A 16,208-nucleotide genomic window follows, 5' to 3' on the forward strand; every position below is an offset into this window, starting at 1 on the left:
TGAACGTATAGATACGAGTGATGGTATTGGTAAAGAAAAGATGGTTTTGATTATCCCGAAAGAGCAGACGGAAGACCGAACTTGTAAGCAACATAACGTTGTTGATTGGCGAAACGATACCCTTGTTGATATGGTGCGGCATCGTGCATGCTCATCACCCTCAATGGTTATTTATACGCTGTTGAATGACCAATGTGATCCTGTTGACACTCTGACGGCCATTCAACTTGATCATCAGGCTTCGGTTATTGCGGCAGGACTGCATCATTTTGGTAAGGAAAAAAACAGGGTTTTGATCTTATGTGAAAATGATTTGAATTATGTTTTGGCATTTTTTGGCTGTATATATGCCAATATGATCCCTGTTTCAGGAATTCATGTTGATGTTATTCGCAGTGATGAACGATTTGCAACGGTTTTAAATGATGCGCAACCAGATTTTGTTATTGGTCCACGTCATTTACTGATCGAATATAAAGATTATTTTCGGAAACTGGATTGTAATCCTGTCTGGATTCCCCTGGAGGTTTTATTAAATGTCAGGGATAAATTAATTAAAAAGGGTGATAATAAGGATGTTGCTCTAATTCAGTACAGTTCAGGGACAACTCGGAATACGAAAGGGATTTTGATTACGCATCGTAACTTGATGTATAATGTGCGACATCAGCCAGCAAGTGAAAAAATTCTTGAAAGTGAATGCAACGGATTGAGTTGGTTACCTTTCGCTCATGATATGGGATTAATCGGGGGGATTATAGTTCCAGTAGGTTTGGGACGAAAAATTTTTTTGTTGCCTCCAAAATATTTTATTGAAAAACCGGTAAGATGGTTACAGGCGATTACCAGATATAAAATACAGGTTTCTGGTGGACCAACATTTGCCTATAATCTTTGTTTAAGGGAAATCACGGAAAATGAGATCAGGAAATTAGATCTATCGTCATGGCAAATAGCAGTGAATGGGGCAGATAATTCTCAGGCTGAAACAATAGAAAAATTTTGCAAGAGATTTTCCTCGGCAGGGTTCAGGGCCAGGCATTTCATTTTTGGATATGGTCTTGCCGAGGCAACGTTAACCGTTACTAACAGCAAGGCAAATGTTTCCCCTAAAATCAGGAATTTTTCACGAAAAGCCCTGATGACAGGTTTCGTTAGGCAGGCTTCTGATGTTAATGATCAACGCATTTTGGTTTCATGTGGTTATTCTTTGGAGGATCAAAAGATTGTTATTGTGAATCCGGAAAACGACCAAATCCTACGAGATGGACGGGTCGGAGAAATTTGCGTTTCTGGACCCAGTGTTGCGAGAGGATATTTCAATCGTCCAGAAGAAACAGAGGATGTATTTCATGCAAAATTATCTGGTTCCAAGGAATTTTATTTACGGACCGGTGATTTGGGGTTCATTTATGAAAATGAATTGTACTTTGCTGGAAGGATCAGCAACGTCATAACATTAGGCAACAAGAAATATGATCCTGGCGATATTAGTGGCACATTGGAAAATTCCTGTCCTGATATCCGCATTAATGGAACAACCTTCTTTCTTGAAAATTTAAAGGATCCAACATCAATAACCATTCTTGCGGAAACCATACGAAATCCCGTCAAGTCATATGAAGAAATTGCCGGATATATTTATGAAAAGGTAACCAAGCTTTATATGATTTGGCCTCGGACAATTGTATTGACACGTCCGGGAGGTGTCTTAAAAACACCCAGTGGCAAAATTCAGATTGCGCGTACGCGAGAGGCTTTTTGCGAGAAGAAACTTCCTGTCATTAAGGAATTTCGATATCAGGTTCCGATCATTACAGCATTTTTGTCTTTTAAAGAGGCATATAATCAAGTAGAAGAATGGATTGGAAATGTAACGAAAGATTGGAGGGGGAATGTAAAGCAATTAACACGCAACAAATTGTTGAACAAAGAGGTTAATTATGACCTTTTGTTAGACTTACGTTATAAATTTGAAGAAAAATTTCACGTTGAGATTGACCCATCTGATTTTATGACCGCATGTCAAACATATACGGATTTATGTCATTTATTAGCAAAGCAAATTTGTAATTCTGAATTATAAAAATAATTTTAATTCTACATTGAAAGGGAACTATCTTGACCCAGAATGATAAGGTGAGAGTAGAAGGGTTTGAAAGAGTTAAATTAAAAGTTAAAGGTGAAGACAATTTATCAAGTTCTCTGGAAAACAAGCAGACTCAGGAAAGTGAATTAATTAACAAAATAAATAATTTATCACAAAACAGACAGGTCCAAGACGCCATTCAAGCATTGGATAAACGATTTTCACCTATGATTGGTGGTGAAGAGGTGAACAATCAAACAGAACAAAAGCCGGCAAATAGCACCAAAAATCTGGTAAATCAATTTATACAGGCTTCTCCTAAGCCTACCCAAAAAGGACCCATGGGTATTTTATACGATTTTAATTTTGGAATACGCGTATATGTTCCAAAACCAGCTGCAGGGGAGGGATGGCGCGTTTGTTTAATGGATCTTGATACAGAGGTTGTCTTGCTGGATCAAACCTGCCAGGATCAGGGATATGCAACCACTGCCAAACATCATTATATGAATGGAAAAATCATTGTTTCAAAGATTCATAGGGATGGAAAGCAAGAAGAGGTTCTTGTTCATGAATATAATGCTCGGGGCAAGGAAGTTTTAATTGCCTTTCCAGTCGGATCCTTGGGGGATTCACTGGGTTGGGTGCCCTATGCAGAAAAATTTAGGAAGAAACATGACTGTAAACTGACATTGGCTTTGGGAAAAAATCTTATTGATTTGTTTGAAAAAGCCTATCCGGAAATCAGATTTGTTGACGCTTCTGTTTATGCTCAACAGAAAATTGAAAACAAATTTTATGCAGGATATTATATAGGCCTGTTTTTTGAGGATGAACAAAATAATTGGCAACCTCGTGATTTCAGGTTGGTAGGATTACATCGAACGGCAGGATATATTTTGGGTGTGGATCCTGAAGAGGTTCCCCCTCGTTTGGTTGCAAGTGAAGATACAAGACCTATTCCAGAACCTTATGTAGTCATTGCTACACAGGCCTCGACACAATGTAAATACTGGAATAATCCTTTTGGATGGCATTATATTATTGATTTTTTGAAAAGCCTTGGATATCGTGTAATTTGTATTGATAGGGACAGGGTTTTCGGAAAGGATCTTGTTTGGAACCATATTCCAAACGGTGCGGAAGATCAAACAGGTCCGCGTCCTTTGACGGAAAGAGTACGCTGGTTAAAATATGCCGAATTTTTTGTCGGATTATCTTCTGGCCTTGCCTGGCTTGCATGGGGTGCTGGTATTCCAGTTGTTGTTATTTCAGGATTTACCAATCCATTAACTGAATTCAATACGCCTTATCGTGTGTTCAATACGCATGTTTGTAATGGATGTTGGAATGATATTCGATATTTATTTGATCATAATAATTTCTTATATTGTCCGAAACATAGCAACACTTCCCGACAGTTCGAATGCACCAAGGCAATTTCTCATCAGCATGTTATCAAAACCATTTTGTCCATTCCAAGTTGTCGTCAGAAACCAGTAAATGAAAAAGGCAAGTAAGGTTTAATAACAGTTGGATGTAAGGGCAACGGGCAAAATTCTTTAAGGGATATGATTAAGTCAATCCAATAATGGTGGAGTGAGAGAAAAAGCTTCTAGTTTTTTCTAAAAGCTTTTTTTAATTTATTTTGTAGTTAACAAATTATGAGTTTGTTAAGCAGGCAATATAATTGATTTTTACATTCTGGGTCAGTTTCCATCCATTTGGATAGAAAGTCATTCCGGCAATAGATTTTATGCGTAATCCGGCAGAATATGCCATTTTGCCCAATTCAGAAGGTGTGATGAATTGTCTCCAGTTATGTGTACCGACAGGCAACTTGCGTGTAATATATTCAGCTGCTACCTTGGCAAATAGAAAGGCTGGTAATGTACGGTTGATTGTTGATACAAAAATTATGCCATTGGTTTGTAACAACTGGGAGATATTATGAATAAAGTTCTGAGGATCATTAACGTGCTCAAGTAGCTCTAGGGCCGTAATGACAGAAAAATGTTGATTTTCGTGAACAAGTTCCTCAATGCTCCCCACCTTGTAGGTTAATGAGCCGCCTTTAGGGAGCAAGGGTGTTGTATCTAGATGATATTGTGCGGCTTTGATAACTTTTTCTCCGGCATCTATTCCCAACACATTGTATCCCATATTTGCCAGGGCTTCACTGGCCAAACCGGCTCCACATCCGATATCCAGAATATTGCCGGATTTGTAATATTGATTATTATGTCTCAAGTTGCGGTTGATCCATTCAATACGAAGATCATTCATGTCATGAAGGGAGCTCATGGGCCCTTTTCGATCCCACCACTGATCTGCGAGCTGATTAAAATGATCAATTTCATTCGTATTAATTGAATTATTTTGCTTATTGGCATTATCTGTAGTATCGATAGGCATTTATTTCACCCTCGGTGGAAGAAAAGTAATAGAAAAGTCAATTATTTGCTTATAAATAATAATTGGGTTAATTATTGAATGATATTAGAAAAATGAGATTTATGCTTCATTATATCATATTTAAATGCTGAAAATAATAGTTGTGGAGTTTATTTTTTATGTCTTGTGATATTCCCCGGATCGTAATGAAGTTTGGTGGGACGTCGGTTGCTGATTTGGATAGGATTCGTAAGGTCGCTCAAACAGTCAAAAAACAAGTTGGCGCAGGATGTGAAGTAGCCGTGGTTGTGTCAGCTATGTCAGGGGTCACAAATCAGCTGGTTGAATATTGTCAAACCCTCAATCCCCTATATGATCCTTGCGAATATGATTCAATTGTAGCGACAGGTGAACAGGTAACCAGCGGGCTTTTGGCTATTGCTTTGCAAACAATGGGGATTAAAGCACGTTCATGGTCAGGTTGGCAAATTCCCATAATTACAGATGATGCGCATGGTAGGGCCAGAATTAAACAGATTGAATCAGCAGCCCTGATAGAATGCATGCAGGCTGGAGTTGTGCCTGTTATTGCCGGATTTCAGGGAATAGATGAAAATAAGCGTATATCAACTTTGGGACGGGGTGGATCCGATACTTCGGCGGTTGCGTTGGCTGCAAGCTTGAATGCTACAAGATGTGATATTTACACGGATGTAGATGGAATTTACACAACTGATCCTAGAATAGTAAAAAAGGCAAAACGAATAAAGGCAATCGCATATGAAGAGATGTTGGAATTAGCCTCTGTCGGTGCAAAGGTCTTGCAAACCAGAAGTGTAGAATTGGCCATGAAGGAACAGGTGCGTGTTCAGGTTCTTTCAAGTTTTGAAGATCATGACCCGTCAAGGGAGGGGTCTTTGCCAGGTTCTTTAGTTGTTAGTGAGGATGAAATTGTGGAAAAAGAACAAGTAACAGGAATCGCTTATTCCTTGAATGAAGCAAAGGTGGTTGTAAAAGGTATTCCCGACTTTCCTGGAGTGGCATCTTCTATTTTCAGGCCCTTGGCAGAGGCCAATATCAATGTTGATATGATCGTGCAGAGTAGCGGGACAAATCAAACCACAGATATGACATTTACAGTGCCTAAAACGGATTTGTTACAGGTTCAACAGCTTTTGGAGCAGGCAAAAGATACAATTAAATTCTCACAATTGCTGACCGATGAGGATGTTGTAAAAATCAGTGTGGTTGGAATTGGGATGCGTTCTCATACTGGTGTCGCAAATATTATGTTTAAAACATTGGCGGAACGTTCTATAAATGTTCAAGTGATTTCCACAAGTGAAATTAAGGTTTCTGTTATTGTTGCTGCGGAGTATGTGGAATTGGCTGTACGTGCTTTACATACAGCTTATGGATTGGACCAAATGAATGACTGATAAAATGAATATGGATTTAGTTTCATATGATCAAGCAAAAAGGGAATTGAAGCGTCTGTGGAAACGTGGCACTGATTTTTTGGGAAGTGAGGTTGCCATTCTTGGCGGAGCTATGTCCTGGGTCAGTGAGCATCATCTGGTTTCAGCCATTTCCAATGCCGGGGGTTTTGGCGTGATTGCATGTGGAGCAATGGAACCCGAAATGCTAGCTGTCGAAATCGAGGCCACTCAGGCACTGACAAAAAAGCCTTTTGGGGTAAATCTGATTACGATGCATCCTAAATTGTCTGAATTGATTGATGTCTGTCTGCGTCTAAAGGTTCATTATATTGTGTTGGCAGGGGGTATTCCTTCGAGTACAGCAATCAGGCAAATTAAAGATGGGGGAGCTAGGGTTATTGCGTTTGCTCCAGCCTTGATTTTGGCAAAACGCTTGCTTAAAATGGGTGTTGATGCACTGGTGATAGAAGGGGCAGAAGCAGGGGGACATATAGGTCCTGTTTCTTTGACTGTACTTGCTCAAGAAATTTTACCTGTTATCCGTGAAATACCTGTTTTTGTTGCAGGTGGACTGGGTCGTGGCGATGCCATTGTTTCATTTCTTGAATTGGGGGCCTCTGGCGCACAGTTGGGCACGATGTTTGCTGCAGCGGTAGAAAGTCAAGCCCACGAGAGGTTTAAAAAAGCGTTTATTCACGCTTCGGCACGGGATGCAGTCGCTTCAGTACAGTTGGATGATAGTTTTCCAGTTATTCCCGTGCGTGGTCTTTCCAATCCAGGGACAAAAGCGTTCATGAAGCATCAAGCCGCCGTAATTCAAAAATATCGTAATGGTGAATTAAGTAAAGAAGATGCCCAACTGGACATTGAACATTTTTGGGCGGGGGCTTTGCGTCGTGCGGTAAAGGAAGGTGATGTGGAATATGGCTCGGTTATGGCCGGTCAATCCGTGGGAATGGTAAAGGAAATTTTACCTGTTGCCGATATCTTTCATACACTTATGCAACAGGCAATTGAGGCTTTGGTAAGACGACAACAACGTATATCAGATATGTGAACATTCTATATAATGGGTTTTAAGCAAATGAGTAATGGACCTGAACAATATGCGAATAAACAATCTATTGGCGAAATGCTTCGTTCAAGAAGAGAAGAATTGCACTTGAGTTTGGAGGATATTTCTCAGAGGCTGAGAATCCGGTTGGTTTTTTTAAAGGCTCTGGAGGATGGGCAGATCGATCAGTTGCCCGGTATAGCCTATGCAGCCGGTTTTTTGCGTTCTTATGCAGAGTTTCTGGGACTGAATGTTGACGAGGTAATCAAGCGCTTTCGTTTTGAGCATCAGGGAACAGAATATAAACAGAAATTACTGTTTCCTGCTCCTGTCCCTCAATCTGGCGTTCCTGCCGCTGTAATTATTTTTGCAGGTTTACTGATTATTGCCGGGGGATATGTTGGCTGGTACAAAATGACTGATCATCGAAAGGTTCCTGCCGAAACTATTCCATCCATTATGGATAAAAATGGTAAAGATCAGGCGCAGGAAAAAATTTCACCACAGATTGCATCTGTTATGCCTTCTCAAAATGTAAATAATGCAAAACCGGATCAAAATGTTTCCAATGCTATCTATAAACTTGAATCACAGATAGCCCAGTCTCAAAAAACAAATGAACCGGCTTCGAAACCGGCAAATTATTCGCAGGGTGATAAAAACAATTCTTTACAAGAAAATAAATTGTCTTCACAAAATTCATCTATAGACAACCAACAGAAACCACAGGAACCTTCTTCTATTCAAACCAGTAAAGCATCTGACTCATCAGGTAAAGTTGATCAACAATATCCTGATTCGGTAAAAAATATTGAAAGCAAAGATAATGAGACAACAGAAAAAGTTGATAACAATATCATTATCAGGACATCCGGAGCCAGTTGGTTAAAAGTTCAGGATCAACAGGGTCGTATTTTATTGCAAAAAACATTACAAAAAGGTGAAAGCTGGGCTGTTCCATCAGATCATGCAAGGGTTGTTATGACCATTGGTAATGCCGGGGCTGTCATTATTGAAAATAATGGGAAGCAGTCAAGGCCTTTGGGTGAAAGGGGAAAGGTTTTACGGCATTTTGTTATAACGCCTGAGTTATTGGAAAAGATTGTTACAGAACCTGTAGATTATAATTCGGATGCAATGCCTGCAAAAAATAAGAAGAAAATGGTCAATGAGAATGGCTTGAATTTAAATAATGATCAGGAAAAGACTGAAGGATCTGATAATCGTTAGGACAAATATTTTATGTTTAAGTGGTTATATATTGCATATTTTAATGGGGTTGGTTAGTTAAAAGAAGATGGTGTAAAATTGATCTTTTAAGATTGTTTCTTTTAAGATTAAAGGTATTACCATAATTAACTTGGAGAAAAATTAATGAGTTTACGCCCATATCAGCAAATTATTCGTCGCAAAAGTCGACAAATTAATGTGGGGTCTGTTCCTGTTGGCGGGGATGCACCGATTAGTGTTCAAACAATGACAAATACGCTGACCAGTGATGCACAGGCAACGGTTGCACAAATTAAAAAAGCTGAAAAGGTGGGGGTTGATATTGTTCGGGTTTCCTGTCCTGATGAGGATAGTACCAGGGCGCTGAAAGAGATTGTCCGTAATGTGGAAGTTCCAATTGTTGCGGATATTCATTTTCATTATAAGAGGGCGATTGAAGCTGCACAGGCAGGCGCTGCTTGTTTAAGGATTAATCCAGGAAATATTGGTAATGCGGATCGTGTTCGGGATGTAATTAAGGCGGCAAAAGATTATAACTGTTCAATTCGTATCGGGGTTAATGCGGGTTCTCTTGAAAAACATCTTTTGGAAAAATACGGAGAGCCTAATCCTGAGGCTTTATTGGAAAGTGCGATGGAGCACGCGAAAATCCTAGAAGATAATGATTTTCGCGAATTCAAAATTAGTGTTAAAGCTTCAGATGTTTTTTTGGCGGTTGAAGCTTATCGTTTATTATCTGAAGCTTGTGACTATCCATTGCATATCGGTATTACTGAAGCGGGCGGGAAAAGAGCGGGAACTGTAAAATCCTCCATTGGATTAGGTTCACTTTTATGGGCAGGTATTGGGGATACAATGCGCGTTTCCTTATCGGCTGAACCTGAAGAGGAAGTCGTTGTAGGCTGGGATATACTGAAAACGCTTGGTTTGCGTCATCGGGGGGTAAGGGTTGTTTCCTGTCCTTCCTGTGCGCGTCAAGGTTTTAAGGTCATTCCAACGGTTGCAACATTGGAAGAACGTTTGGCTCATATTGAAACGCCAATTACGCTTTCTGTCATTGGTTGCGTTGTTAATGGTCCAGGTGAAGCCACCATGACGGATGTGGGTGTTACCGGGGGTGGGTCAGGACGTCATATGGTCTATGTTGGTGGAAAGCAGGATCATACGATTCCGGCTGAAGAAATGATTAATCATATTGTGCAATTGGTTGAACAAAAAGCCGCACAGATTGAAGCGGAAAAAACTGCTCAAAAAAAAGAAAAGAATTAATTTTAAAATATAATTTCAAACATAGGATAGTTTAAAGTGAGTGTGGTTAAACCCGTTCGTGGAACCCATGATTTGATTGGTGACGAGGCAAAAAATCATCAATATGTCATGCAAACCGCAAAAAATATTACTTCATTATATGGGTTTGAAGAATGGATAACACCGGTTTTTGAAGAAACAGGTGTTTTTGCGCGCTCTTTAGGGGATACGTCGGATATTGTTTCCAAGGAAATGTATACATTCCAGGATCGTGGTGGGGATTCTCTCACCCTGCGTCCCGAAGGAACAGCTGGAATTTGCCGTGCCTTGGTTACAAATGCTTTGACCCAAACCCTTCCTCAAAAGGTTTTTTATGCCGGCCCAATGTTTCGTTATGAGCGTCCTCAAAAAGGCCGTTATCGGCAGTTTCATCAGATTGGTGCAGAATTGCTGGGTACGACAACCCCTTTTGCAGATGCGGAAATGATTGCAATGGGGCAGCATATTCTTAATGCCCTGGGTATTTCAGATAATGTTGTTCTTGAATTGAACACGCTGGGGGATCTGGCCAGCCGTCAAGCATGGCGAGAAGCTTTAATTGCCTATTTCAAAACCGTTAAATCTGAATTATCAGAAGATAGTCAAAATCGGTTGGAGAAAAATCCCTTGCGTATTTTGGACAGTAAGGCCGCACAGGATAGAGCGTTATTGGATCATGCTCCGTTAATGAAAGATTATATGACTCCAACAGCACTGGAATTCTGGGATAGATTACGAAAAGCACTGGATCAGTTTAAAATTCCATTTAGAGAAAATCATTATATTGTTCGTGGATTGGATTATTATAGTCATACGGTTTTTGAATTTGTAACGACAAAGCTTGGATCACAGGGTACCGTTCTGGCGGGCGGACGATATGAGGGGCTGGTTGCAGAAATGGGTGGACCTTCTGTTCCTGCTATTGGATGGGCAGCTGGGGTTGAAAGATTGGCTCTTTTATTGAATTCGATACCCGTCCAACCTAAATCTGTAGCAATCATTGTATTTTCTGATGCGGTTCATGAAATGGCATTTACGGTTTTACAGCTATTAAGAACGCATAAAATTGCTGCTGAAATGACCTATAAAGGGAATTTCCGTAAACAAATGGAGTGGGCTAATAAAAGGAAAGCGTCTATTGCATTGCTTATTGGTGAGGATGAGGCGACCAAACAAGTTGTTCAGTTGAAAGATTTGAATTCTGGTGAACAAGTCGAGGTTGCCTTGCATGATTTGGTTTCTCAGCTTATTTTGAAATTGGCGAAATAATTTATGTCTTCTGAAGAATTTTCTGCAAGTTTTAATGATCGTCTGGATAAAATCATAGCTCGGTCAGAAGAATTACAACACTTGTTATCCACTGAGATATCCGGGGATGAATTTATTGAGGCTTCACGTGAATATGCTGAATTGAATCCGCTTGTAGCCTTGATTGAATCTTTAAGGACGGCAGAAAAGGATTATCAGGCTGTTCAGGAAATGCTTGATGATCCTGAAATGAAAGATTTGGCGCAGGTCGAGTTACAGGGGTTGCATGAAAAACTTCCGGAAATAAGACATAAGATTCGTTTGGCAATGTTACCAAAGGACAAGGCTGATGAACGAAGTGCAATTTTAGAGCTACGTCCAGCGGCTGGGGGTGATGAGGCGGGTCTGTTTGCGGCAGAACTTTTCTCCGCTTATCAACGTTACGCGGAATCTCGAGGCTGGCGCTTTGAAATTCTGGAATATGGTGATACTGGATTGGGCGGTCTTAAAGAAGGGATTGCTTCAATCACGGGAACGGGAGTTTTTGCACGTTTGAAATATGAATCGGGTGTTCATCGCGTGCAACGTGTTCCAGCTACCGAAAGTCAGGGGCGTGTTCATACTTCAACAGTAACCGTTGCAGTATTGCCTGAGGCAGAGGAAGTGGATGTCACAATTGATGAAAGTGATCTGCGGATTGATGTCTATCGTGCTTCTGGGGCTGGTGGACAGCATGTTAACAAAACGGAAAGTGCGGTGCGGATCACTCATATTCCGACAGGTGTGGTCGTGGCGATGCAGGAGGAAAAAAGTCAGCACAAAAATAAGGCGAAAGCCATGAAGATCCTGCGTGCACGTTTATATGAACAACAGCGGTTGGCCGCTCATGAAAATCGTGCGGCAGACCGTCGTTCTCAGGTGGGGACAGGAGATCGTTCTGAACGTATTCGTACATATAACTTTCCACAAGGACGTGTTACCGATCATCGGGTAAATTTGACGTTGCATAAGATTGATCGTGTTATGTTGGGGGAATTTGATGAGATTATCGATTATTTAATCCAGGAAGAACAATCCCGACTGTTGGCTTCTGAAGAGAATACCTAGGAAAAAAATCTGGTTTTGCCTTTTATTTCTGTCTAATGCCTTAGTTATATTATCGTTTAAAAGCATTAGTTGTTTTTATATTTGGATAAATTGATTTTTACTGGATTACATGGATAATAGTGTACAAATATCGTTGGCTTCATTAATTCAGGAAGGCGAGATGCTTTTTCAAAAGGCAGGAATTGAAGCACCGCGACGAGAGGTAATGTTATTAATAGCTGCGGCGTTAAAAAAAAGCAGAACCGAATTATTCTTGATGGATAAAACAGAATTGATCGATCCTGTCCTAATTCGTTCATATTTTTATAGACGAAGTCAGCATGAACCTTTCGCTTATATTGTGAGGGAAAAAGGATTCTGGTCGTTAAATTTGGAAGTGTCAGAAGCCACTTTAATTCCTCGCGCTGATAGCGAGACTTTGATCGAGGTTTTGTTGAAATTGTTTCCGAAACGCCAAACTCGTTATAATTTTCTGGATCTGGGAACTGGCACAGGTTGCCTGTTGCTTGCCGCTTTGTCTGAATACACGAAAAGTTTTGGAATTGGGGTCGATTATAAAGAACAGGCTGTTAGATTGGCAAGGAAAAATGCGGAAAAATGCAAATTGGCGGACCGATCTATATTTTATACAGGTTATTGGGGTAATGCCTTAAAGGGAGAATTTGATATTATTTTATCCAATCCACCTTACATTCGTGAACATGAATTATTAAATTTAATGCCAGAGGTCAAAAACTATGAACCCATGTCAGCTTTGGATGGGGGAAGGGACGGCCTTGATGCATATCGTTTAATCTGTTATCAAGCCGCGGATTTATTAACGGAACAGGGAGTTTTGATTTTAGAACTAGGAATTGAACAGGAAGAGCATGTTACAGAGATTGGAAGGGATATAGGGCTGTATGTTGTGCAAAAACAACAGGATTTAAATGGTTATACAAGAGCCCTTGTTTTTTCTAATATAAAATTGTAAAAGCTTATCATATAATTTTATTTTAATTATAGTAAGAGAAGCTACTAACTCAATATAATGATTAATAGCTGTATAAATTATAGTATTAAATTGCAATTTATTTATTTCATTTAGTTTACTTGTTTCATATTAATCATTATCTATCAACCAATCAAAATGTAACCTTAGTTTCATATTTACTAATAGGAAAGTATAACAATAACTTATGAATACAAAACGTATGCGAGGTCGTTATTACCGGTCAGGCAATAACGGGGGGGCACGGCATCAAAACGGACAGGTTTCTTTTAATCGAAATCATGTGTTTGAAAGTAACGGTCCTAATGGACGTATTCGTGGAACTGCTCAACAATTACATGAAAAATATCTTCAACAGGGACGGGATGCCATAAGTTCAGGGGATCGGGTCAATGCTGAAAGTTTTTTTCAGTATGCAGAACATTATTCTCGTATTGTTAATATGATTAACCAGTCTAATCAACAAAGACATCGTCCCAATAATTTTCAGGAAACGGCAAATAATACAGAGCCTGTAAAAATGATAGAGGATGAACCGGAAACAACCGAGGCTGTCGAAATTAAGATTGATGAAACTGCAAATGAAACTCCTGTTGTTCAGGAGATAGAGGCTGAACAGCCCGCACCGGTTCGTGTGCCCCGTAGAGGAAGGCCTCCTAGAGCGCTGTCAGCAGGAAAAAAAAAGCTTTCGGAAGAAAATAGTTAAAATATTATAGAAGATGAGTGAAAAATACTTGACTTTGTCATTTAAATAAGGGTAATTAAACTCGTCTTTCAATAATTGATAAGGCGGCGTAGCTCAGTGGTAGAGCAGGGGAATCATAATCCCTTGGTCGGTGGTTCAAATCCGCCCGTCGCTACCATCTTTAAAATTTGGTTTAAATCTACAGATGGTTGTTAAAATTCAAAATCCTTAAAATCGAATAATTCTTAACAACTTATTTTTAATTTTGTTTTTAAGTTGGTATTTTGTGATTTGATTGTAATTTTATTATGATCAGACTGATGGTATGATTATTGTTGAAGTAATCAGAGTCATTGAATATGAAAATATATTTTGTTGGGAATGGAAAAACAGAACGATCTTGTAAAAATTTTTTAATAATTTAACGAGATTAGATGTGATATATTAAATTGTCATACATAATCAGAAATGGTGCTGCTGGCGAGGATTGAACTCGCGACCTCTCCCTTACCAAGGGAGTGCTCTACCACTGAGCTACAGCAGCTTCGATTTGCTTTATTTAGTAGCTTTTCATTCAAAATGATGCAACAAAAAAAATTTATCTTTTTGCATATTTTTTATATGGCTTGCAAATCAAGGATAAATTGTTCAAAAGTTAGATGAAATATTTACATCAAATCCAAAATTCAGTTCGATTAATATTATTTTTGTCTTCTATGTAAATTCATCAAAGCGTATCTTAAATAGTATTAAAGAACCATCATGGTTCGAAATGAAAACGCCCGTTTAATGCTGTATATTAAAATAGGATATCAGGTTGTAACTATGAAATATAGCTTTTGTTTTTTATCACTTTCCTTTTTGAGTATTGCATTGACCAGTTGTGCGGTTGGACCTGATTTTAAAAAACAGACACCTTGGTACCCTTCAAAATGGTATCCAAACCATAATTCAATCCACGGTAATGTTACAAGTCAAATCAGTAAGAATAAACTGGATCCAAATTGGTGGGAATGTTTTCATGATCCGATATTATCTGATCTGGAACGTCGTACTATCGTAAATAACCTTGATATTCAAATGGCTACACAGCGAATGATTGCTAGTCGTGCCCAGTTAATCATAACAGGATCGGCACGCTTTCCCACCTTGAATGCAATGGGTAGTTACAGCCGAGCACAACATAGTAGTAAAATGGCACGTCGAATTATTAACCGTGTCGAGAATCAGAAACCTGAGTTAGGTAAAATCGTTGACCCCAAGGATATTGATATTCCCACTTTTAATGAATGGGCTGATGCTCTGGATTCAAGTTGGGAAGCTGATATTTGGGGGCGTGTTCGTCGTCAGTACGAGGCTGGTAAAGCTTTATGGCAAGTTTCCGAAGAGGAGCGACGAGATATTTTAACCCTCCAGTTGGCTGAAGTTGCCAATGATTATATAACTCTACGTGGATTGCAGACACAACTGGATATTGTTCGAAAAAATGCGAAAATTGCTCAGGATTCACTTGATTTAGCTCAAAAACGTTATACGGGGGGATTGGTAACAGAATTGGATGTTCACGATGCCCGTGCTCAACTGGAACAGACAAATGCACAGATCCCACAATTGGAAGAGCAGGTCATTAATTATATGAATGCCCTTGCATTGTTAATAGGGGAACCACCCCGCGCCTTGGATCAAACTTTGTCACAACAAAAACCAATTCCTCCAGTTCCCCCGCAGATTCCTGTTGGTTTGCCCTCTGAATTGCTGCAACGTCGTCCAGATGTAAGAGAGGCTGAAGCCGCCTTACATGTTGCAACTGCAGAGGTTGGTGTGGCAGAAGGGGATTTTTATCCAAAAGTAACCGTGGATGCAAAAATGGGCTTTCAATCTTTATCGATCAAGGATTTGGGATTTTGGTCAGCACGAGCATGGAATGTTGGACCGACAATATCAATTCCCATTTTTGAAGGGGGGAAATTAAAGGGTCAATTACAATTAAAAAAGGCGCAGCAGAAAGAAGCGGCTCTCGCTTATCGTAAAACTGTTTTGCGTGCTTGGCAGGAGGTTGATAACGCTCTGTCTGCTTATCAAGCCGAACAGTTAAGAAATGATAAATTAAGGGAAACTGTCAATTCAAACCAGCAATCTGTTTTTTTGGCACAGGAACAATATCGTGAGGGGTTACAAACTTTTATCAATGTTCTGGATGCAGAACGTCGACTATTGCAATCTCAGGATGATTTGGTAAAAAGTACAACACGTATTTCAACCAATTTAGTACAACTGTATAAAGCACTTGGTGGAGGATGGGAAACAACCTTTCCCGAACATACTGAATCGCTTCAAAAGAAAAGTTGATTATAAAATTGCTAGCGCATAATCAGAATAGTTGATCATTACGGTCAAATTATTTATTTCCTTATAAATAATTTATATTTTGGAGCCGTATTATTGCTAAGGAAATTTTATACCCTTCAAATGTTAAGAGGGCTTGCCGCTTTATCAGTTTGTTGGGCGCATTTTTTATCGATTAAAATAGAAGTTAAACCCATATTTGCAACGATATATACGTTTTCTGGACCTTTTGTGCGATATGGGGTGGATCTATTTTTTGTTATAAGTGGTTTTGTCATTGCGTTGAACGTTCTTGAAAACCATGAAAAAGCATCATTTAAGGAAGGATTGAAATTTTT

General features: G+C 39.4%; 13 protein-coding genes and 2 tRNA genes (1 of these 15 cut by a window edge). 13 read left to right on the forward strand and 2 right to left on the reverse strand.

The window, feature by feature from the left end:
• The first annotated feature begins 40 nt into the window (after window positions 1-40).
• Window positions 41-2,086, forward strand: a complete 2,046-nt coding sequence (locus GN303_RS00950; protein ID WP_110439529.1) for an AMP-binding protein — start codon at window positions 41-43, stop codon at window positions 2,084-2,086.
• Window positions 2,087-2,316: 230 nt separating this feature from the next.
• A complete protein-coding gene (locus GN303_RS00955; protein WP_408735545.1) occupies window positions 2,317-3,609 on the forward strand; it encodes an autotransporter strand-loop-strand O-heptosyltransferase in 1,293 nt (430 codons plus the stop codon).
• Between the two features lie 142 nt (window positions 3,610-3,751).
• On the opposite strand, the gene ubiG is transcribed toward GN303_RS00955, so the two are convergent.
• Window positions 3,752-4,504 carry a bifunctional 2-polyprenyl-6-hydroxyphenol methylase/3-demethylubiquinol 3-O-methyltransferase UbiG gene (gene ubiG, locus GN303_RS00960; RefSeq protein ID WP_110439531.1) on the reverse strand — a complete coding sequence of 251 codons (753 nt, stop codon included), beginning with the start codon at window positions 4,502-4,504 and terminating at the stop codon, window positions 3,752-3,754.
• Window positions 4,505-4,662: 158 nt separating this feature from the next.
• Here ubiG and GN303_RS00965 point away from each other — a divergent pair, with 158 nt between their 5' ends.
• The 9 genes from GN303_RS00965 to GN303_RS01005 all read left to right on the forward strand — a co-directional run bounded on the left by GN303_RS00965 (window position 4,663) and on the right by GN303_RS01005 (window position 13,702).
• Window positions 4,663-5,922, forward strand: coding sequence for an aspartate kinase (locus tag GN303_RS00965; RefSeq protein WP_110439532.1), 1,260 nt, complete (start codon window positions 4,663-4,665; stop codon window positions 5,920-5,922).
• Window positions 5,915-6,979: an NAD(P)H-dependent flavin oxidoreductase gene (locus tag GN303_RS00970; RefSeq protein ID WP_110439533.1), complete on the forward strand. Its 1,065-nt coding sequence runs from the start codon at window positions 5,915-5,917 to the stop codon at window positions 6,977-6,979. Before GN303_RS00965 ends, GN303_RS00970 begins: the two co-directional genes overlap by 8 nt.
• Before the next feature lie 27 nt (window positions 6,980-7,006).
• Entirely contained in the window at window positions 7,007-8,206 is a 1,200-nt protein-coding gene (locus tag GN303_RS00975) for a helix-turn-helix domain-containing protein (RefSeq protein WP_158523902.1), read from the forward strand.
• A 144-nt stretch (window positions 8,207-8,350) separates the two neighbouring features.
• Window positions 8,351-9,475, forward strand: coding sequence for a flavodoxin-dependent (E)-4-hydroxy-3-methylbut-2-enyl-diphosphate synthase (gene ispG, locus GN303_RS00980; protein ID WP_110439535.1), 1,125 nt, complete (start codon window positions 8,351-8,353; stop codon window positions 9,473-9,475).
• 36 nt (window positions 9,476-9,511) lie between these two features.
• A complete protein-coding gene (gene hisS / locus GN303_RS00985) occupies window positions 9,512-10,762 on the forward strand; it encodes a histidine--tRNA ligase (protein ID WP_110439536.1) in 1,251 nt (416 codons plus the stop codon).
• 3 nt (window positions 10,763-10,765) lie between these two features.
• A complete protein-coding gene (prfA, locus tag GN303_RS00990; RefSeq protein ID WP_110439537.1) occupies window positions 10,766-11,848 on the forward strand; it encodes a peptide chain release factor 1 in 1,083 nt (360 codons plus the stop codon).
• Between the two features lie 109 nt (window positions 11,849-11,957).
• A complete protein-coding gene (gene prmC, locus GN303_RS00995; RefSeq protein WP_110439538.1) occupies window positions 11,958-12,821 on the forward strand; it encodes a peptide chain release factor N(5)-glutamine methyltransferase in 864 nt (287 codons plus the stop codon).
• A gap of 205 nt (window positions 12,822-13,026) precedes the next feature.
• Window positions 13,027-13,545, forward strand: coding sequence for a DUF4167 domain-containing protein (locus GN303_RS01000; protein ID WP_110439539.1), 519 nt, complete (start codon window positions 13,027-13,029; stop codon window positions 13,543-13,545).
• Window positions 13,546-13,627: 82 nt separating this feature from the next.
• Window positions 13,628-13,702, forward strand: a tRNA-Met gene (locus GN303_RS01005).
• Window positions 13,703-13,993: 291 nt separating this feature from the next.
• On the opposite strand, the gene GN303_RS01010 is transcribed toward GN303_RS01005, so the two are convergent.
• A tRNA-Thr gene (locus GN303_RS01010) sits at window positions 13,994-14,068 on the reverse strand.
• A 218-nt stretch (window positions 14,069-14,286) separates the two neighbouring features.
• On the opposite strand from GN303_RS01010, the gene GN303_RS01015 reads away from it, so the two are divergent.
• Window positions 14,287-15,873 (forward strand): efflux transporter outer membrane subunit, encoded by a 1,587-nt coding sequence (locus GN303_RS01015; protein ID WP_231504043.1) that lies wholly within the window; start codon window positions 14,287-14,289, stop codon window positions 15,871-15,873.
• A gap of 93 nt (window positions 15,874-15,966) precedes the next feature.
• Window positions 15,967-16,208: the 5' portion of an acyltransferase family protein gene (locus GN303_RS01020; protein WP_146206672.1), read on the forward strand. Its footprint extends 826 nt past the window's final position; only the first 242 of its 1,068 coding nucleotides appear in the window; its start codon is at window positions 15,967-15,969; its stop codon lies off the right edge, out of view.

The organism is Commensalibacter melissae, assembly GCF_009734185.1.
Taxonomy (GTDB): Bacteria; Pseudomonadota; Alphaproteobacteria; order Acetobacterales; family Acetobacteraceae; genus Commensalibacter; species Commensalibacter melissae.